Below are 17,551 nucleotides of genomic sequence, written 5' to 3'. Positions count from 1 at the left end.
ACGGTGGGTATGATAGCCGCTCGCGCGGCATCAGGCAAGCGAACGGCGCGGCAGCTCCGCAGGGCCACCGCGCCGATGCGTTAAAAGGCCACGTTGCCAAACTCCGACAGGATCAGGTCGGGGTTGTGGTCGGTTGCCCAATCCACGTTCCACGGGCTCGTGAACAGCAGCAGCTTACCGCCGCGCATGTCCTCGACGCGCAGCGTGTCGCGCGTGAGCGAAAGGCCCGGGATATCAATAGTGTCGGGGTCGTTCTGGATCCAGCGGATGTCCGTATAGGGCAGCGGCTGGCGACGAACCTCAACACGGTACTCAGCCTTGAGGCGGCGCTCGAGCACCTCAAACTGCAGCACGCCGACCACGCCCACGATGACGCTCTCCATGCCGGCGCCCAGCTCGCGGAAGATCTGGATGGCGCCCTCCTGGGCAAGCTCCTCCATACCCTTGACGAACTGCTTGCGCTTGAGCGTATCGACCTGCGTAATGCGAGCGAACATCTCGGGGGCAAACGTCGGGATCTGCGGATACTGCACGTGGCGCTTGCCAGAGCACACGGTGTCGCCGATGCTAAAGATACCCGGATCGAACAGGCCCACGATATCGCCCGCGTACGCCTCGTCAACAATCGCGCGGTCATCGGCCATCATCGAGGTGCCCGTGGCCAGCTTGAGTTTACGGTTGCCCTGCATGTGGAAGGCATCCATGCCACGCTCGAACTTGCCCGAGCAAATGCGCACAAAGGCGATGCGGTCTCGGTGGTTCTTGTCCATATTGGCCTGGATCTTAAACACAAAGCCGCTAAAGTCGTCGCGGCAGGGATCGACCGGCTCGCCGGTGAGCGTATCGGTATAGGCGCGCGGCGTCGGGGCCAGACGCAGGAACTCCTTGAGGAAGGGCTCCACGCCAAAGTTGGTGAGCGCCGAGCCAAAGAACGCCGGGCTCAGCTTGCCGCAGGCCACGGCATCCAAGTCGAGCTCGTCGCCAGCGCCATCGAGCAGCTCGATGTCGTCCATCAGGTTCTTATGGTTTTCCTCGCCAATAAGCTCATCCATGGAAGGATCGCCCAACTCGGCCTCGATCTCGGCGACCTTCTTGGTGGCGTTGGCGTGGCCGTCGCCCTCAAAGGCGATAACGCGACGGGTCTGACGATCGAACACGCCGCGGAAGTTGCGGCCGCTGCCGATCGGCCAATTCATAGGATACGTATTGATGCCCAGGACATTCTCGATCTCTTCCATGAGCTCAAACGGATCGCGAGCCTCGTGGTCGAGCTTGTTCACAAAGGTGAAGATGGGAATGTGACGCAGCGTACAAACCTTAAAGAGCTTTTTGGTCTGGGCCTCGACGCCCTTGGCGCCGTCGATGACCATGACTGCGGCGTCGGCGGCCATAAGGGTACGGTAGGTATCCTCCGAGAAGTCCTGGTGGCCGGGGGTATCGAGGATGTTGACGCAGGCGCCGTTATAGGTGAACTGCAGCACCGAGGAGGTGACGGAGATGCCGCGCTCCTTCTCGATGTCCATCCAGTCCGAGACGGCATGCTTGGCCGAGCTCTTGCCCTTGACCGAGCCGGCGGTCTGGATACTGCCGGTATAGAGCAGCAGCTTCTCGGTAAGCGTGGTCTTACCGGCGTCCGGGTGGCTGATGATCGCGAATGTGCGGCGCGACGAGATTTCATCCGACAGGCTTGCCATGCGGATCCTTTCTTGCATTGAGTGCATTACGTCGTTGTAACCGCACTATTGTAGCCGCGAAATCCCGTTTTAGAGCGCCTATCAGGACAAATTCATCAGTTGGGGCCTAGGGTAGCAGTCGATGGCGGCACTCCGCAGCAGTTTGTCTCGATCTGTAACATCTAGACGGTTTTTGAACCTCTACCTGTTACAGATTTAGACAAACAGGTGGGCGTCCCAGAAAGATCTCGATCTGTAACAGGTAGCCGTCCAAATCGGTTCCAGATGTTACAGATTGAGATATAAGGATAGACGGGTGGCCAATGTCTCGTTCTGTAACATCTAGCCGCGCAAATCGACTCTTACTGTTACAGATTGAGACAAATAGGCAGGCGGGCAAATAACATCTCAATCTGTAACAGAAGGCGACCCAAAACGGACCCAGGTGTTACAAATTGAGATTGTTTTGGAGCAAGCGCGGCGCCGGTGGGCTATTCCGTATTTGTCTCTTGCATAACTGTATATAGTGTATATATACTGTGCTTACCGGTTATATACACGTGTAGCCCATCAGCTAAGGAGCCGCTGTGGACATCATCCTATCCAATTCGAGCGACAAGCCCATCTACGAGCAGATATCTTCGCAGGTTAAAGCACAGATACTCTCGGGCGCACTCGCTGCGGGAGCCAAACTCCCCAGCATCCGTGCACTCGCGAGCGATCTTGGCGTGAGCGTCATCACCACCAAGCGCGCCTACGCCGACCTGGAGCAGCTCGGCTTTATCTGCACCGTGCAGGGCAAGGGCTGTTTTGTCGCCGAAGGCAACCAAGAGCTCTTGCGTGAAAACCAGCTCTGCCATATCGAAGAGCTGCTCGCGAAAGCGGCAAGCCAAGCCGAGGCCCTGGGCGTCACGCGCGACAAGCTGCACGAGATGCTCGACCTGGTAGCCCCCGAAACCATGCAGTAGCCATCTGCAAGAAAGGCTATACCATGCAAAACCTTTTAGAACTCAAAGGCATCTCACGCCATGTGAGTGACCGTTTTTCGCTGCGCGACGTCACGCTTGCCGTGGAACCTGGCCAGATCGTCGGCTTTGTGGGTGCCAACGGTGCCGGCAAAACAACGACGATTCGAGCCGCGCTTGGGCTTATCAAACTCGATGCCGGCGAGGTACACCTGTTTGGGCAGCACTGTGGCGCCGACGCACCCGGTGAGGCGCAGCGCTGCCTGCGTTCCCACATCGGTCTTGTCCTGGACACGTGCCCCTTCCCCTCCACGCTCAAGGTGGGCCAGATCGAGTCGCTCGTAGGCCCAGCGTACCCCACGTGGGACCGCGAAACGTTCGCCCGATTCATCAACCGATTTGGCCTCGATCCCAAGACAAAGGTCAAGGACCTCTCCCGCGGCATGGGCATGAAACTGCAGCTTGCCTGCGCACTCAGCCACAAGGCCAAGCTGCTCGTTTTGGACGAAGCCACCGCGGGCCTCGATCCCATGGCACGCGAGGAGCTGCTTGATGAGCTGCTCGCCTTTGTTTCCGACGGCCTGCACAGCGTGCTGCTCTCGAGCCACATTACGTCCGACCTCGATCGCGCTGCCGACCGCGTCATCTGCATCGATAACGGCTCGATTGTGTTTGACCTGCCGCGCGAGGACATTACCGACCGAGCCGGCATCGTCCACTGCACCCAAGCACAGGCCGCCGAGCTTATGGCTTGCGTCGAAGGTGCCCGCGCCGCCCGCCATGCCTACAGCGTGGACGGACTCGTACCCAACCGTCGCGAAACACTCGAGGCCTTCCCCGAGATTCCCTGCGATCGGGCAACCATTGATGACTATCTGCGCCTCATGCTGAAAGGGGCTTCGAAATGAAACGCGCCTTTATGTCCGAACTCGCCATCGTTCGCACGCTCATCCCGAGCATCGCGGGCGTCGGCCTGTTTTTATTCGTCGTGCTGTCCCTCGCCAACACGTCGGTCGGCGACTCTGGCACAAGTGCCGGCGCCTGCGCGGTCAGTGCCATGTCGCCCATCATGGTCATGAGCTCGCTGGCCGGCTTCGACAATCAAAATAGCTGGGAGCGTTATCGGGCAACGCTGCCCTTCTCGCGCAAAGACATTATTTGTGCACGCTACCTGAGCGTTATTGTCTTCTCCGCCGTCATGGCATGTGCAGCTACGCTTTTGCGTATCGTCGCCATCCCGCTCTTCAACAGCGCGGGCATTCCTTCGACGGGACAGACGGTCTTTGAAATCGCAATCGCCTCGGCAGCCTCGATGCTCATTTCCCTCATGATGGTGTTTTTGGCGCAGCCGCTGTTCTTTCGATTTGGACACATGGAGGCGCTGCGCCTATCCGTCGGCCTGTTTGCCATGCTCGGGTGCCTTACCATGGCAACGTTGAGTTCCTCCAACCCCATCAGCAACTGGCTCATGTCGATTGCCGGAGCGAATCCCGATCCCGCCGTCCTTGGCTGTCTGTGCGCAGGAATTGCCGTACTGGCCCTCGCGCTATGTGCAATCAGCTGCACCATCAGCATCAAGGTCTATCGAGCACGCGACCTGTAATCGACAGCTAAAGGGCTTGGGCGGCACCCCACCTCATTTACTAGATAAGAAGAAGCAGCAACAACGTCGCTACCACCCTTTACGACATGCCGTTTAGATCTCGGCAACCAAAGAGAAGCCGACAGCATATCTTCGATTCGAGCCTTAACCAAATGCCCTCTCGAACTATGGCCCCTGTCTCACCACAGCGATATCAAAGCTTCATGGCGGGACGATATCATCGGACGAGCGCCGTAATCTGGCGCGGTCGTTCTTTGGGGAGGCATTTCACCCGTGTCGTGGGTCGCAGCAGCATTTGTGTCGGCTTTCTTTGCCGGCATCACATCTATCCTGGCCAAATGCGGCATCAAGCAGACCGACTCCGATGTCGCGACGGCCATTCGCACCTGCGTGGTGCTCGTTTTCGCCTGGGCAATGGCGGGCATTTCTGGATCCATTGGAACCATTGGCAGCATCGAATCCAGATCCTGGCTCTTTCTCGTCCTCTCGGGACTCGCCACCGGTGCTTCGTGGATCTGTTACTTTAAGGCGTTGGGCATCGGAGACGTCAATAAGGTCGTACCAGTCGACAAGATGAGCACCGTACTCGCTGCACTGATCGCCATCGTGCTTTTTGGCGAGACGAGCAACCTTGCGGTTAAGCTCGTGGGAACCGCTGTCATCACCCTCGGCGCATTTTTAATGATCGAGAAGAAGCAGTCCGCCGGACCCGAGCAGCAGCAAGACCGGACCTGGCTCGCTTACGCCCTCGGTGCCGCCGCGTTCGCGGCGCTCACGTCCATCCTTGCCAAGGTTGGCATCGAAGGCGTCGAGTCCAACCTGGCCACGGCAATCCGTACCTGTGTGGTACTGGTTATGGCATGGGCAATCGTGGCAGCCAAGGGAAAACTGGAGCAGGTCGCGCACGCTGACCGGCGCGAACTCACATTTCTCGCAACATCGGGCATCGCGACCGGAGCATCGTGGCTGCTCTATTACTATGCCATCGCTGCAGGCCAGGTGAGTGTCGTGGTGCAGATCGACAAACTATCGATTGTCGTATCGGTACTATTTGCGCGCCTGGCATTCAACGAAAAACTCTCACGACGCAGCGCCATCGGTCTCGCCCTCATCGTCCTGGGCACCGCCGCGCTCGCAGTTTGGAAGTAGCGCGGCCAGCGGCCGCTACATCCTCACACCTGGCCTGGGATGCCTGTACTGACCGTGGGATGCCGTGCGCTTACCGTGCGAGATGGCAAATTTGGGACAACAGTGCAGGCAACGAAGGCAGGCTGCGCACTCCGGCTTTGTCCAGACGGGAAGGCCGTCTCGCATCTCAATCGCCGTCATGGGGCAGCGCTTGGCACACAGGCCGCAGCCGATGCAGCGATCGGCATCGACAGCAAACTTGCTCGTCTGTTGCATGCGCGGCAGCCCAATTGCGTGATACGCGCACGATGCAAACAGAGGCACGCGATGGCGCATCATGTTGCCCGTGCGGCGCGCCCGCACCGCCTCGATCACGGCATCAATCTGCGCCTCGGCAGCCCTATTGATACCCTCAACCTTTTGAGGGTCAGACAGGTCGAAAACAGGCGTCCAGGTATCGGGCATCTTGACGCTCATCGCCGCATCTAACTCGAGCCCACGCTCGTGTAGCAGATCGCGGGCAAACTTGGCCGATTGCCCAGTCGTCGAACCATATGTCGAGACATAGAACGTATAGGGGCGCTCGCCGCCCTTTGTGCCGGCAGCAACCGATAGGTCGACAGTCTTCAAAAACTCGATCATTGGCGTCGGCAAGCCCCAGGCGTATACCGGGGCGACAAACCCCAGCCGACGGGGGCCTTCCATCACAGCAAGGTGAAGGATCTCGGCATCAAAGCGCTCAATCGACATAACTTTGTCGTCTGTCGCCGCTGCAATGCGACGCGCCACATGATCGCTGTTCCCCGTCGCGCTAAAGTACAGAATCATCTCGCACCCCTGGAATTGACTCGTGAAAAAGCGCGCTAATTGCGCAGCGGCTTGGGCAGTGGAGCGCCGGCGGCGATGGCTGCGGCGATGATCATGCAGACGATACCCTTGAGTGGGAAGCACATGAGCAGCAGGCCCACGACCATGACCGGCTGGCGCATGACAGCGCCCATCGTCGAGGCCGTGCAGACGGCGACGCAAAAGACCGGATCGGCACCGGTAAGAATGGCAAGACCATAGCCCAGGCTTACGCCCGAGAAGATAACGGGGAAGAAGTGGCCTCCGCGCCAACCCAAGTTGATGAGGGCGGGGGTCAGCATGGCTTTGACAAGACCGGTCGCGATAAGCACGCCGGCGGGAATGGTCAGGTAGGTTTCCATGAGCACGTCGGCCTGGGTCTCGCCGGCAAACATGGTGTAGGGCAGGACCGTGCCGCAGATGGCGAGCGCCAGACCGGCCAGCATGGCTTTGACGACAGGACAATCACCTATTGCATGGGACAGCGCCTCGCTTGCATGCTCGGAGACAAAGTACAGCCAGCCGCAAACGGTGCCGACCAACGCCAACGGAATGAGCCAGGCAAGTTCCAAGTTGCCCACCTCGGCGGACTCGAACCTGGGCATGCCCATGCCGCCGCCCACAAGCTGGCCAAGCAGCAGGTAGGTGCCCAGACCGCCGGCAATCGCAATGCCCTAGACCATCGTCTTTTGCGCCTTGGGCAACTTGATGGTGATCTCGCCGGACGCAGAGCCCTCGTCGCCGTCGGCGCTACCGGCGAGCGGTGCCACGAAGCCAAAGACGGGCGCCGTAAAGAGCGCCGTCAGGGCAGCCTGGGTGCCCAGCAGCGTGAGCTCCCTAAACTCGGCGCCAAAGCGACGCATGCGGTCGCCGACCCAGCTGCACAGACCCGCGATAACACCGGTCAGGCCGGCCTCCGGTCCAATGCTGCCGCCAAACAGCAGCGGCAGCAATGCCGCGAGCGAAAGCTTGCCCAGGTTGTCGTAGGGGTAGTGCCCGTCTTGCTTGACCTTAGCCATCACCTGGTTGAGGTCATCGGTCCTGGTGCCCGTCATCTTTTCGTACAGACCGATTAGCAGGCCGCCCAGCAGGCAGACAAAAAACGGATACGGCAAAAAGCCAAACGGGCCGCTGGCAAGCTCGGGCGAAGCGACGCCCAGCGCGTGCGGAATCTCTGTCCATAGATAGTCGATACCGTGCTCCATCGCAAAAAAGAACAGCCAGACTGCGGCACCCGCGAGTGCGCCGGTCACAGCAACGCTGGCCAAAAACAGCGCTCGGTTCGTGGGTTTAGCGAGCTTATCCATCGGGTCCTCCCGCGGTCAAAGTCGACATAGATACGTTTTATTGTAGAGCGAGTGTGGCCCAGTCAAGCCAACCGTCTGCGCTGCAAACGGAGCCACCGGGGACCACGGCGGGACAGGCTCAAGACTCATCCGTTGATAATCGAGACAATCTCGCGCAAATCGTCGGCAAAGTAGATGCCGTGCTGGCGCCTCGGGCTCGAAAGCCCTTTATCAATCATGTGCCCGAGCAGCGCCTTGAGGTCGTTGTAGTAACCGTCCAGGTTATACAGGATGCACGGAGCACTCAGGTGCCCCAACGACACCGCGGACATGACCTCGGCAATCTCCTCGAGCGTGCCCGTCCCACCGGGAAAGGCGATGAACGCATCGCCGAGCTCAATCATCTTGGCTTTGCGCTCGGCCATATCACTCGTCACGATGAGGTCGTCGATACCGTCATGTTGAAACTCGGCCTCGATAAAAAAGCTCGGCTCAACACCCGTCACGTGTCCGCCAGCATCGAGCACGCTATCGGCGAGCGCACCCATCAGGCCCGATTTGGACCCGCCGTATACCAACGCGTGTCCGTTGGCGCCAATCCAGTTGCCCAGCTCCTGTACCGCAGGCAGAAATGCTGGGTCGTTACCGACACTGGCACCCAGATACACGGTGATATTCATATTCAGTCCCCCTCATCGTGACGCGCGGCGCCCGCTCTAGCGTTGGCGGCGCCGATATTCGCGCACGCGGCGCGACAGGTCGGCGAGCTGGTCGCGATCGAGCTCTTCCAAATGCTCAAGATCGTCCATAAAGCGCGCCATGGTGTCCTTTTGACGCATCTTGATGAGCGTATTGCAGTAGTTCACCGCCACGCCCGTGAGCATGGCGATGTAGAAGATGCTAATAACGCTCAAGACGACGGTAATAGCGCGGGCAACCGGTGTTTCGGCCGGAATGTCGCCAAAGCCGATGGTCGAGACCGTCTCGAAGCTAAACCACAGGCCATCGCCAAAGGTGAGGGTCGTAGGCTCGGACAGCCAGACAGCCGTCGAGCACAGCAGGTAAAAGATAAGAAACAGACCCGTGATGCGCGCAAAGCCAGCCTGTCGCAGCACATCGGCAAGCGTCCTCAACTTGTTCATCGCGACCCCTTTTCCCAGACGCCCAATCACGTTCGCCCGGTATTGTCCCACAACCGGCAGCTAAGGACGTTCCTTTTGTGCCGGCAGAAAGGGACTGTCCCCAGCTGCCGGGCGGGAGCGTTTAGCGGTACAGCTGCCAACTGGGCAGGCTGAGCTGGTATCCTTATGCGGTAATGTCTCGATTCGTTAGGATTGCATGTGAGAGCTGCCACTGCCCTTCGTTCAGTTATATGTCGCGCCCTGACCATTGTGCTTGCCGCGCTTGCCGTGCTGAGTTCAATCGCGCCTGTTCAGGCTTTTGCCGATGACTCTAGTCAGCCAGTCAAGACGGTCCGCGTCGGCTGGCTCGTCAACAACGAGGGCTTCCAGGACGGCACCCCCGGCGAGCGTCTCTCGGGATGGGGTTACGAGTACCTCCAGACCCTGTCGTACTACACGCCCGGCTGGCGGTACGAATACGTCTCCGGCACCTTCACCGAGCTTTTGGACATGCTCGAGGCGGGCGAGATCGACCTCATGCCCAACATCTCCTACTCCGAGGAACGTGCCCAAAAGCTGCTCTTTTCCTCGAACCCCGAGGGCACCGAGCGCTACTTCATCTACGCCAAGCCCGATCGCGACGATCTGGCCAAGGGTGACCCCCAAGCGCTCCAAGGCCTTACCATCGGCTGCAACCCCGGCGTTATGCAAACCTTCGTTGGCCAGCAGTGGCTCGCCAACGAAGGCATTACCTGCACCTATAAAGAAATCAACACTGGCGGTGCCCTCTTTGACGCGCTCGCAAACAACGAGGTCGATGCCATCATCATGAACGACACGACCTCGTCACCCAGCGCCTCCCCCATGTTCTACATTGGTTCGAGCGACTACTATTTTGCCGTCCCCAAAAGCCGCCCCGACCTGATGGACGACATCAATGCCGCCATGTCGGCAATCGCCCGCGTCAACCCACGCTATATCGACGAAGTCAAATCTAACTACTCGGCCCAAAACAGCGGTTCATCATCGCTCAACGGCCCCGAACGTTCCTGGCTCAAAACAAATGACAACACCATCGCGCTCGGCTACATTACGGGCAGACTCCCCTACTGCAACGAAGACGAAAACGGCGAAATGGAAGGCTCGCTCGCATCGCTTGCGACGACGTTGCACGATAAATTTGGCATTACGGTCAAAACCGTCGCCTTTGATAGCTACAAGATGATGTCAAAGGCCCTGTCAAAGGGAAGCATAGACGTTGCGCTGCCGGTATACCGAGATTACTGGTTTGCCGAGCAATCAGGCGTTGTGCAGTCGGTATCGTTGGGGACCATATCCCTCACCGCCATCCACACCGGCAGCGACCTGAACAAAGACCTTCAGAACATCGCCTGTACCAAATCATCGTTTGTCAACAAAATGCACTTGAAAGTCTGTTCCCCACAGCGACCGTGACCGAATACCAATCCGACGATGAAGCGTTCGACGCCCTCAGGAAGGGAATGGCGCACTGCATCGTCGCTCCCAGCTCACGCATAAAAACCATCGGCGACCGTCATGATCTCAAGGACTACGAGACGGTCGAGCTCCCTGACACCTGTGAGCTCTCGTGCTGGATTTCGCACGGAAAGCCCGAGCTGCTGGGAATCATCAACAAGGGCATCATCAATGCCGGAGAATCGCTCTCCGCAAGCAATTACTCCTCCACGTCGTACACGACCCAGGAATCAGACACGCTTCAATTCCTTTTTCGCAACCGCACCGCCATTGCCGCTACCCTCATCGGTATGTTGTCGGTCGGCATCGTCCTGCTCATCTGGGCGCTCGTGCGCGCTCGAACCGAGCGCAAAAAAGCCGACGCTGCCAACGCCGCTAAGACGGCATTCCTCACGCGCATGAGCCACGACATCCGTACGCCGCTCAACGGTATCCTGGGCCTTATCGAGATTGAGGAATTGAAGGAAGGCGATATCAAGGTCGCCCGCGAGAGCCGTGCCAAGGCGCGCGTTGCCGCCAATCACCTGCTCTCGCTGATCAACGACATCCTCGAGATGGGCAAAATCGAAGACCGCAAGCTAACACTGGAGCATACGCCTTTTAACCTCAAAGAGCTCTGTGACGATACGCTGGTGCTGTGCAAGCTCCGCGCGTCCAGTAACGGCATCACAATGCAGGACAATAGTCTGCCGTACGCCACGGGGCCATACATGGTCGGCAGTCCCACCCATATCCGACAGATCATGATCAACCTGTTAGACAACAGCATTAAGTACAACAAGCACGGCGGCTCCGTCACCTTTAGCTCAAAGACCAAGCCACTCGATAACGGGCGCGCTCTCTTTTGCTTTAGCGTTTCGGACACCGGCATTGGTATGACTCCCAAGTTTTTAAAGCATATCTATGAGCCGTTTGCCCAAGAAGGTGACGATGCGCGCAGCAAGTTCCAAGGAACCGGCATGGGCATGCCAATCGTCAAGTCGCTTATTGAACTGATGGGCGGCACGATTGAGATTTCGAGTGAGGTTGGCGTGGGGAGTACGTTCAACGTCCAGATTCCGCTCGATATCGACAAAGACCCTCAGGCAAGAGAACGCGCGGACGAGCAAGCAGACAGCTGCTCGCTTGCCGGCATGAACGTTCTTTTGGCAGAAGATAACGAGCTCAATGCCGAGATTGCCCAGGCGCTGCTCGAAAGCGAAGGCATTGTCGTAACTCGCGCCGCCGATGGCAACGAAGCGGTCGACCTATACGTTGGCCGTCCCGCCGGCAGCTTCGATGCGATCCTGATGGACATTATGATGCCGGACATGGACGGTTACGAGGCGACCCGCGCGATTCGTCTGAGCGAGAAGGTCGATGCAGCCGATATCCCCATCATCGCGCTCACCGCCAATGCCTTTGCCGAGGACGCCAAGGCGGCACACGAAGCCGGCATGAACGCCCATCTGTCCAAACCGCTCGACTTTAACAAGCTCAAAAACATACTCGCCCGCATCAAGAAAAACGGAGCTGTTTCGCTATAGTTTGTGCTCAACAACCATACGCAGTAGAAAGGACGCCAACGATGTTTAGGCCCTTACGTCGAAAGAAACGCGCCATCACCGACGAGGAAGCGCGCGAACTGCTCGCTACCTGCAAGCGCGGCGTCTTTGCCGTCAACGGCGACGATGGCTACCCGTACGCCATTCCCGTCAACTACTTCTTTGACGCCGAGCACGACAAGATTTATTTCCATGGCGCCAAGGCCGGCCACAAGGTCGACGCACTCAAGCGCGATGACAAGGTCTGCTTTACCGTTTACGGCAACGAGTGGTACAAGGACGGTGACTGGGCTCCCTACGTTATGAGTACCGTGGTCTTTGGCCGCTGTCGCCTGGCGAATGACACCCCCGCGTTTATCGAGGATAAAGTCCGCCAACTCGCGCTTAAGTACTACCCTTCTGCCGAGGAGGTCGAAGAGGAAATCGCCAAGGACATTAAGGGCGTCCAGCTCTACGAGATTACGATTGAGCATCTTTGCGGCAAGCAGATTCAGGAAAAGTAAGCCTCAAAAGCAAAACTCACAAATAGCACTATGGCCTGGTTCCAACCCACCTTGGAACCAGGCCATATGCTTATGAAGCGTCGGCGGCTATGTGCGCAAGCGCCTCAACGAGCTCCTGCGAGCTCACGGGTTTACTCAGGTGCGCATCCATGCCCGCCTCACGCGAAAGCCTGCGGTCGTCGGCAAAGGCGTTGGCACTCACGGCGATAATCGGCGTGGTCGCGGCATCCTCGCGATCGAGTGCTCGAATTCGACGCGTGGCCTCAAGGCCATCGATACCGGGCATCATGATGTCCATCAACACCACGTCGTACTCGTGCGGTGCGCTCGCGGCAAACGCCTCAACGGCAGACTCACCATCCTTAGCATGCGTCACGACGGCACCGGCGCGGGCGAGCGTAAACTGTGCAATCTCGGCATTCAGGTCGTTATCCTCTACGAGCAAAACGCGCAAGCCCTGGAGCGCATCGCCATCCCCCGCGTCCACGCGCACAGCCTGAGGAATCTCGGAGCGCTCGCACTTCTCAAACGGCAGACGGATGGTAAACGTCGTCCCCTGCCCCAAGATGCTCGTAAAGCTCATGGTTCCGCCCATAAGCTCGACCAACTGTTTGGCAATAGGCGCACCCAGACCAGTTCCCGACGAAGCGCCTTCCACCTGTTGCTCCTCGCGACAAAACGGTTCGTAGAGGTGCTGTTGGAACTCCTCGCTCATGCCAATACCGTTATCGGCGATCGTGTATTCATAGACGGGGGCGCCATCCACTGGCTCCACCTCGCGGCACACCAGGCGAACATAGCCGCCCCGGCGGTTGTACTTGACGGCATTGCCGGCAATATTGAGCAACAAGCGCTTGAGGTGCGTCACGCTCACCCGCGCATAGGGATGATTAAGCGTCTGCTGGTCGCAGATAATTGTCACCAGACGCTCCTCGGCCTGGCGCTCCAGAATATCGCGCACCTCGTGGTTGAGGGTCACCAAGTTTGTGGGAACAAGCTCCAGTTCGATCTGCCCGCTCTCCAGACGACTCATATCCAGGGCCTCGTTGGCAAGGTCGAGCAGCAGCCCCGATGCCGTCCAGATCTTTGAGCGGCACTCGGTCTGCTTTTGCAGATCGTCCGCATTGGCATCGCCGACCTCAACCATACCGCGAATGCCGTTGATGGGCGTGCGCAGATCGTGGCTCATGCGACGCAGGAACTCCGTCTTTGCCGAGTTGGCAGACGAGGCCTCACGCGCCGCCTTTGCCAGCTTGTCGCCATAGTCGCGCTCCTGCTGCAGCAAGTCTGTCAAGCGTCGACGATCAGCGCGGCGACGCACCATCACAACAGAGGCTACAACACCGCTGTAAAGCACCAGCACGCCGGCAGCGACAGCCGCGACGACCTCAAAGTAGCGCTGCGCCGAGGCATAGGTGTACACGTAGAATTTTTGCGCTTTGCCGTATGTGCCCAAATACCACTCGCCGTTGACGTTGACCAGTCGGACTTTGCCGGGCAGGCATCGATCCTTAATTTCGTCGACAATGATGGCGTCCGTCGCAGGCAGGTCGAACACGCCCAAGATGGTGGGTTCAACGGCGTTGGTCGCAACGACCTTGCCATCGTTTTCGATCACGATATTGCCGCTATCGATGGTTTCATAACCCTCGAGCAGACTCTGCAGTTTGAGCGTATTGCTTGCAACCGCCTTCGCGCTCTGATGCCTTACCGCGATAACGATGCCCTCGCCATCCTGCCGGGTCACGCAACCAATGTCTGCAACCGAATCATCCGCAAGCGTAATACGATCGGTATAGGACTTAAGCGGATGGGTTGCCACCTCCAACACGGGCGCTTCTTTGAGATACGTAGCAAGCGACTCGTAGCCCACGCCATCCGTCGAGGACTCGGACACCAAGTTGCCCGATGCGTCCGTCACGATCAGCGCGCTCACGTTGAACTGATCAGCATATTGCTCCAGCGCGACGTTATCCACCGAGCCGTCGCGCTCCATATCGCGCGCCACCTCTCCGGCGATCTCCATAACGCGAATCAGGTTTTTGGTCGTATAGGCGCTATTGAACGCATCGTAGGAAAGGCTCTGCGTCGCCACGTAATCGACAACGTCGGCAAAGCGCTGCTCGGCCTGGGCTGTCGTGTAGCCGTAGCTCATCATGCCGGCAACAACCGAGAGTGCTATCCCCAACAGGGCGGCAATAAGCCATACCCATGCCGAACGATCGCCCCGCTCCTCTACGGCGTGGTCGGGCGCATCGATCATGACAGGCCCTCCGTATTCAAAAATGGTGCAGGGTCATCAAAGTACTTTGACACCAGACGTTCCATGGTGCCATCGGCAAGCATTTCTTGGTAGGCATGGGCGAGCTTAACGTCGATGCCGCGCGTATCGTTGATATCGAAAGCGGTGCCCAAACCAACCTCCAGCAGCGGCTCATCCAAAATGCGATACATCACACCATAGTCTTTTTCGTAGGTGAGCAGCGAGGACTCATGCGCGGCGATGGCGTCGACCAGGCCCTCGACGAGCGCCGGGTTCAGGCATGAGCGGTCCGAAAAGCTGTAGAGCTCCTTGATCTGCGGAACGTTTTCATTTGTACGATTGAGCAAAATGTCCTCGGGCTTGGTAGTGGACTGGACCGCCACAACCTTGTCCTCAAGATCGGCAAGCGTGTAGATATCGCTCTGGGGATCGACCGCGACTACCTGGCGGCTCGCAAGGTACGGGCCGGCCCAACGATACTCGTTCTCGCGACCCGTCATGCTAAAGCTGCCCATGACGCAATCGAGCTCGCCGCTCGCCAGCAGCTCTTTCTTCTTTTCCCAATCGATCAGCTGGTATTTTGGCTTGTAACCAATGCGGGCCAAAGCCTCGGTCAATATCTCGACATCCAGGCCAACGATATCGCCGTACTCGTCGGTATACACAAACGGTGGATAGAGGTCGCTGCCGACGTTGAGCGTCGTAAGGTCGTCGTCTTTGACTTGCGAGGCGTCCAGACCTTCTAATGCAGACGTCGAGGCTCCGTCATTCGACCCGGAACAGCCAGCTATCGCTACGACAAAGGCGCTCGCCACTGCAAGCACAAAAAACAACGAAATGGCAACCGAGCGACAGGGTCTTTTCATCGAGCTCCAGACGATCCTGTTTACAGACTGAAATGGTAAAAAATAATAGCAAACAAAACCACACGAGCGCCCAATGGTTACAGATGCTTTACCATGCGGGGCCTTCCAGCCGACTTGGCAGAAGGCCCGCATGCAGCGCACACTTACCGTGCATTAAAAACGTAGCGGTCCAGGCGGTCGCACGCTTCCCTTACGCGCGAAAGCGGCAGCGCCAGATTCACGCGAATGTGGCAGGGCCCGTGGAACGGGCGGCCGTCCTGATACCCCACGCCCACGCGCGCTCCCTCGTCGAGCAGCCACTGAATATCGCGGCCATGCTCGCGGCACCACTCGGTACAGTCCAGAAACACCATGTACGTGCCCTGCGGACGTGAATAGGACACACCCTCAAAATGCTCGTCCACGTAATCGCAGAAGTACTCGATATTGTCGGCAAGCACCTGGTTGAGCTCGTCCACCCACTCGTAGCCCTGCGGCTGGTAGGCACCGATAAGCGCATGCATGGAGAGGACGTTCATCTCGTTGTAGTGGGTCTTGTTGGACACGGCGCACACGCGGTCGCGCAGCGTCTCGTTATAGATGATGTGATAGCTGCCGACCAGACCCGCCAGGTTGAACGTCTTGCTGGGCGCGTAGAGGGCAACCGTGCGCATGCGGGCATCCTCGCTCACCGACTGCGTCGGGATATGCTTGTGCCCCGGCAGGATGATATCGGACCAAATCTCGTCCGAGATCACCACGCAATCGTGCTGGCGATAAATGTCCATGGCGCGCTCGATCTCGTCGCGCTCCCATACGCGGCCGCAGGGATTGTGCGGCGAGCAGAACACCGCGGCATGAATGTGATTTTGGGCGAGCTTGTGCTCCATGTCCTCAAAGTCCATGCGCCACACGCCCTGGTCGTCGAGCTTAAGCGGGCTGTGGACAATACGATAGCCCGCGGCTTCGATGGACTTGGTAAAGCCGATGTAGGTGGGGCTATGGACCAGCACCGCATCGCCCGGCTGAACATACGCACGCAGCGTCGACACGACACCGCCCAGCACGCCGTTTTCGTAGCCGATGTGCTCAGGTGCCAGGCCCTCGACGCCATTACGGCGGCTCTGCCATTCGATGATGCGGTCGAAGTACTCGGCGCACGGGTTAAAGTAGCCAAACATGGGATGTTGAGCGCGCTGAATGATGTGCTCCTGGACCGTGGGCACCGTGGCATAATTCATGTCGGCCACCCACATGGGAATGCGGTCGAAGCCCTCGTCGGGTGCGTTCGGAGCCATACCGGGGATCTCGCCCCAGGAGTCAACGGCGATGGAGTCCATACCGTGGCGGTCGATAAGCGAGCTAAAGTCGTATTTCATGCTGAGCCCCCGTGCAAAGTGATTGTTTTGGTAGGCGTTATTGTCCACCAGCGTGGGCGGTTTTGGCATGGGGTTTGGCGCTTAATTTGACGGGCGCGGACGGATGGCCGGTTAGTCTTGAGCGTCGTTGACGGCGACTACGGTTAGCTGGGTTTCGTCGACCGTAAACGATATGTCGAGCCCGGCGTAGGCCAGATGATAGACGCGGTTTGGCTCGTGTTTGCTGCCCGCGCGGCGCGGATCTTGGCGTAGAACCTCGACCAAGCCGGGGAGCTTTGCGGGCGGGACCATATCCTGCAGAGCTTGCGGAAACTCAACATCGAGCTCTTGCCACGGAGCATCCTCAATCCAGCCGCCGGTCGCATCCGAGTGGCAATCCGCAAACGGGATGTAGGGCTTAATGTCGTAGATGGGCGTGCCGTCACGCAGGTCGGCCCCCAGCACATGGATGATGGGCCCATCGTCGGTGAACTCGACACGATCGAGCTTGACGCAGGTGAGACCGATGGGATTAGGGCGAAACGGGCTGCGCGTGGCAAAGACGCCCACACGCTCGGCTCCACCCAGGCGCGGCGGACGCACAGTTTTCGACCATTTTGCGTTGGTGCCGGACCTGTCCTGCGACTTGGCATCGGCAGCTATGTCCTTAGCCGTGCCGCCGGGCGTTCCGTTTTCGAAGCGCCACAGCAGCCACAGGTGAGAGAAGGAGTCCAGACCCTCAACCGCTGCATTGGAGGCAAATTCCGGCTCAAAAACGATGCGTCCCTGCAGATGAGGCGCCAAAAAGCTGTTGCGCGGAATGCCGAACTTCTGCGGCAGGTCGGTATGTATGTGTGCAATAGGTTCCATGCCGGTCATTGTACGGCATGGAGGCGTGGGGCGTTGCGCGCAATTCTTC

General features: G+C 58.6%; 17 protein-coding genes. 7 read left to right on the top strand and 10 right to left on the bottom strand.

The annotated features are described in order from the left end of the window. Nucleotides 1-80 precede the first annotated feature (80 nt). Entirely contained in the window at nucleotides 81-1,694 is a 1,614-nt protein-coding gene (locus DXC52_RS03465; protein ID WP_117746149.1) for a peptide chain release factor 3, read from the bottom strand. Nucleotides 1,695-2,260: 566 nt separating this feature from the next. On the opposite strand from DXC52_RS03465, the gene DXC52_RS03460 reads away from it, so the two are divergent. From DXC52_RS03460 to DXC52_RS03445, 4 genes are all read left to right on the top strand, one after another. Further along, the gene (locus DXC52_RS03460; protein WP_117746148.1) at nucleotides 2,261-2,641 is read left to right on the top strand and encodes a GntR family transcriptional regulator; all 381 of its coding nucleotides are present in this window, start codon (nucleotides 2,261-2,263) and stop codon (nucleotides 2,639-2,641) included. Between the two features lie 23 nt (nucleotides 2,642-2,664). Then, nucleotides 2,665-3,546: an ABC transporter ATP-binding protein gene (locus DXC52_RS03455; protein WP_117746147.1), complete on the top strand. Its 882-nt coding sequence runs from the start codon at nucleotides 2,665-2,667 to the stop codon at nucleotides 3,544-3,546. Next, a complete protein-coding gene (locus DXC52_RS03450; protein WP_117746146.1) occupies nucleotides 3,543-4,241 on the top strand; it encodes an ABC-2 transporter permease in 699 nt (232 codons plus the stop codon). The genes DXC52_RS03455 and DXC52_RS03450 overlap by 4 nt, the downstream gene beginning before the upstream one ends. A gap of 273 nt (nucleotides 4,242-4,514) precedes the next feature. Then, nucleotides 4,515-5,390, top strand: coding sequence for an EamA family transporter (locus DXC52_RS03445; RefSeq protein ID WP_117746145.1), 876 nt, complete (start codon nucleotides 4,515-4,517; stop codon nucleotides 5,388-5,390). Between the two features lie 15 nt (nucleotides 5,391-5,405). On the opposite strand, the gene DXC52_RS03440 is transcribed toward DXC52_RS03445, so the two are convergent. The 5 genes from DXC52_RS03440 to DXC52_RS03425 all read right to left on the bottom strand — a co-directional run bounded on the left by DXC52_RS03440 (nucleotide 5,406) and on the right by DXC52_RS03425 (nucleotide 8,643). Further along, complete coding sequence (locus DXC52_RS03440) at nucleotides 5,406-6,197, bottom strand: EFR1 family ferrodoxin (protein WP_117746144.1); 792 nt, start codon at nucleotides 6,195-6,197, stop codon at nucleotides 5,406-5,408. A gap of 35 nt (nucleotides 6,198-6,232) precedes the next feature. After that, nucleotides 6,233-6,826, bottom strand: coding sequence for a chloride channel protein (locus DXC52_RS10405; protein ID WP_199409437.1), 594 nt, complete (start codon nucleotides 6,824-6,826; stop codon nucleotides 6,233-6,235). Between the two features lie 63 nt (nucleotides 6,827-6,889). After that, nucleotides 6,890-7,522 carry a chloride channel protein gene (locus DXC52_RS10400; RefSeq protein ID WP_199409436.1) on the bottom strand — a complete coding sequence of 211 codons (633 nt, stop codon included), beginning with the start codon at nucleotides 7,520-7,522 and terminating at the stop codon, nucleotides 6,890-6,892. A gap of 125 nt (nucleotides 7,523-7,647) precedes the next feature. After that, nucleotides 7,648-8,181 (bottom strand): TIGR00730 family Rossman fold protein, encoded by a 534-nt coding sequence (locus tag DXC52_RS03430; protein WP_117746143.1) that lies wholly within the window; start codon nucleotides 8,179-8,181, stop codon nucleotides 7,648-7,650. A gap of 36 nt (nucleotides 8,182-8,217) precedes the next feature. Beyond that, entirely contained in the window at nucleotides 8,218-8,643 is a 426-nt protein-coding gene (locus tag DXC52_RS03425; protein ID WP_117746142.1) for a potassium channel family protein, read from the bottom strand. 198 nt (nucleotides 8,644-8,841) lie between these two features. Here DXC52_RS03425 and DXC52_RS03420 point away from each other — a divergent pair, with 198 nt between their 5' ends. Genes DXC52_RS03420 through DXC52_RS03410 form a run of 3 tightly spaced genes read left to right on the top strand, consistent with a single transcriptional unit; the run spans nucleotide 8,842 to nucleotide 12,166 of the window. After that, entirely contained in the window at nucleotides 8,842-10,077 is a 1,236-nt protein-coding gene (locus tag DXC52_RS03420; protein WP_158554582.1) for an ABC transporter substrate-binding protein, read from the top strand. Between the two features lie 47 nt (nucleotides 10,078-10,124). Next, entirely contained in the window at nucleotides 10,125-11,645 is a 1,521-nt protein-coding gene (locus tag DXC52_RS03415) for an ATP-binding protein (protein ID WP_117746140.1), read from the top strand. A 41-nt stretch (nucleotides 11,646-11,686) separates the two neighbouring features. Further along, entirely contained in the window at nucleotides 11,687-12,166 is a 480-nt protein-coding gene (locus DXC52_RS03410; RefSeq protein ID WP_117746139.1) for a pyridoxamine 5'-phosphate oxidase family protein, read from the top strand. 70 nt (nucleotides 12,167-12,236) lie between these two features. On the opposite strand, the gene DXC52_RS03405 is transcribed toward DXC52_RS03410, so the two are convergent. The 4 genes from DXC52_RS03405 to DXC52_RS03390 all read right to left on the bottom strand — a co-directional run bounded on the left by DXC52_RS03405 (nucleotide 12,237) and on the right by DXC52_RS03390 (nucleotide 17,502). Next, on the bottom strand, nucleotides 12,237-14,429 hold the full coding sequence (locus DXC52_RS03405; protein ID WP_117746138.1) for a response regulator: 2,193 nt from the start codon (nucleotides 14,427-14,429) through the stop codon (nucleotides 12,237-12,239). Continuing rightward, nucleotides 14,426-15,295, bottom strand: coding sequence for an ABC transporter substrate-binding protein (locus DXC52_RS03400; RefSeq protein ID WP_117746137.1), 870 nt, complete (start codon nucleotides 15,293-15,295; stop codon nucleotides 14,426-14,428). Before DXC52_RS03400 ends, DXC52_RS03405 begins: the two co-directional genes overlap by 4 nt. Before the next feature lie 143 nt (nucleotides 15,296-15,438). Further along, nucleotides 15,439-16,653: a MalY/PatB family protein gene (locus tag DXC52_RS03395; protein WP_117746136.1), complete on the bottom strand. Its 1,215-nt coding sequence runs from the start codon at nucleotides 16,651-16,653 to the stop codon at nucleotides 15,439-15,441. Between the two features lie 111 nt (nucleotides 16,654-16,764). Continuing rightward, nucleotides 16,765-17,502: a tRNA (N6-threonylcarbamoyladenosine(37)-N6)-methyltransferase TrmO gene (locus tag DXC52_RS03390; protein ID WP_233504780.1), complete on the bottom strand. Its 738-nt coding sequence runs from the start codon at nucleotides 17,500-17,502 to the stop codon at nucleotides 16,765-16,767. Nucleotides 17,503-17,551: the final 49 nt, after the last annotated feature.

Source organism: Collinsella sp. TF05-9AC (assembly GCF_003438495.1).
In the GTDB taxonomy this organism is placed as follows: Bacteria; Actinomycetota; Coriobacteriia; order Coriobacteriales; family Coriobacteriaceae; genus Collinsella.
This window is presented reverse-complemented; position numbering and strand designations above follow the sequence as displayed.

What these genes read in the sequence shown, in the direction of transcription:
- DXC52_RS03425 (WP_117746142.1), bottom strand. Translation starts at nt 8,643, where the DNA reads ATGAACAAGTTGAGGACGCTTGCCGATGTGCTGCGACAGGCTGGCTTT.
- DXC52_RS03440 (WP_117746144.1), bottom strand. Translation starts at nt 6,197, where the DNA reads ATGATTCTGTACTTTAGCGCGACGGGGAACAGCGATCATGTGGCGCGT.
- DXC52_RS10400 (WP_199409436.1), bottom strand. Translation starts at nt 7,522, where the DNA reads ATGGATAAGCTCGCTAAACCCACGAACCGAGCGCTGTTTTTGGCCAGC.
- DXC52_RS03410 (WP_117746139.1), top strand. Translation starts at nt 11,687, where the DNA reads ATGTTTAGGCCCTTACGTCGAAAGAAACGCGCCATCACCGACGAGGAA.
- DXC52_RS03450 (WP_117746146.1), top strand. Translation starts at nt 3,543, where the DNA reads ATGAAACGCGCCTTTATGTCCGAACTCGCCATCGTTCGCACGCTCATC.
- DXC52_RS03455 (WP_117746147.1), top strand. Translation starts at nt 2,665, where the DNA reads ATGCAAAACCTTTTAGAACTCAAAGGCATCTCACGCCATGTGAGTGAC.
- DXC52_RS03390 (WP_233504780.1), bottom strand. Translation starts at nt 17,502, where the DNA reads ATGGAACCTATTGCACACATACATACCGACCTGCCGCAGAAGTTCGGC.
- DXC52_RS03395 (WP_117746136.1), bottom strand. Translation starts at nt 16,653, where the DNA reads ATGAAATACGACTTTAGCTCGCTTATCGACCGCCACGGTATGGACTCC.
- DXC52_RS10405 (WP_199409437.1), bottom strand. Translation starts at nt 6,826, where the DNA reads ATGGGCATGCCCAGGTTCGAGTCCGCCGAGGTGGGCAACTTGGAACTT.
- DXC52_RS03400 (WP_117746137.1), bottom strand. Translation starts at nt 15,295, where the DNA reads ATGAAAAGACCCTGTCGCTCGGTTGCCATTTCGTTGTTTTTTGTGCTT.
- DXC52_RS03465 (WP_117746149.1), bottom strand. Translation starts at nt 1,694, where the DNA reads ATGGCAAGCCTGTCGGATGAAATCTCGTCGCGCCGCACATTCGCGATC.
- DXC52_RS03430 (WP_117746143.1), bottom strand. Translation starts at nt 8,181, where the DNA reads ATGAATATCACCGTGTATCTGGGTGCCAGTGTCGGTAACGACCCAGCA.
- DXC52_RS03415 (WP_117746140.1), top strand. Translation starts at nt 10,125, where the DNA reads ATGGCGCACTGCATCGTCGCTCCCAGCTCACGCATAAAAACCATCGGC.
- DXC52_RS03405 (WP_117746138.1), bottom strand. Translation starts at nt 14,429, where the DNA reads ATGATCGATGCGCCCGACCACGCCGTAGAGGAGCGGGGCGATCGTTCG.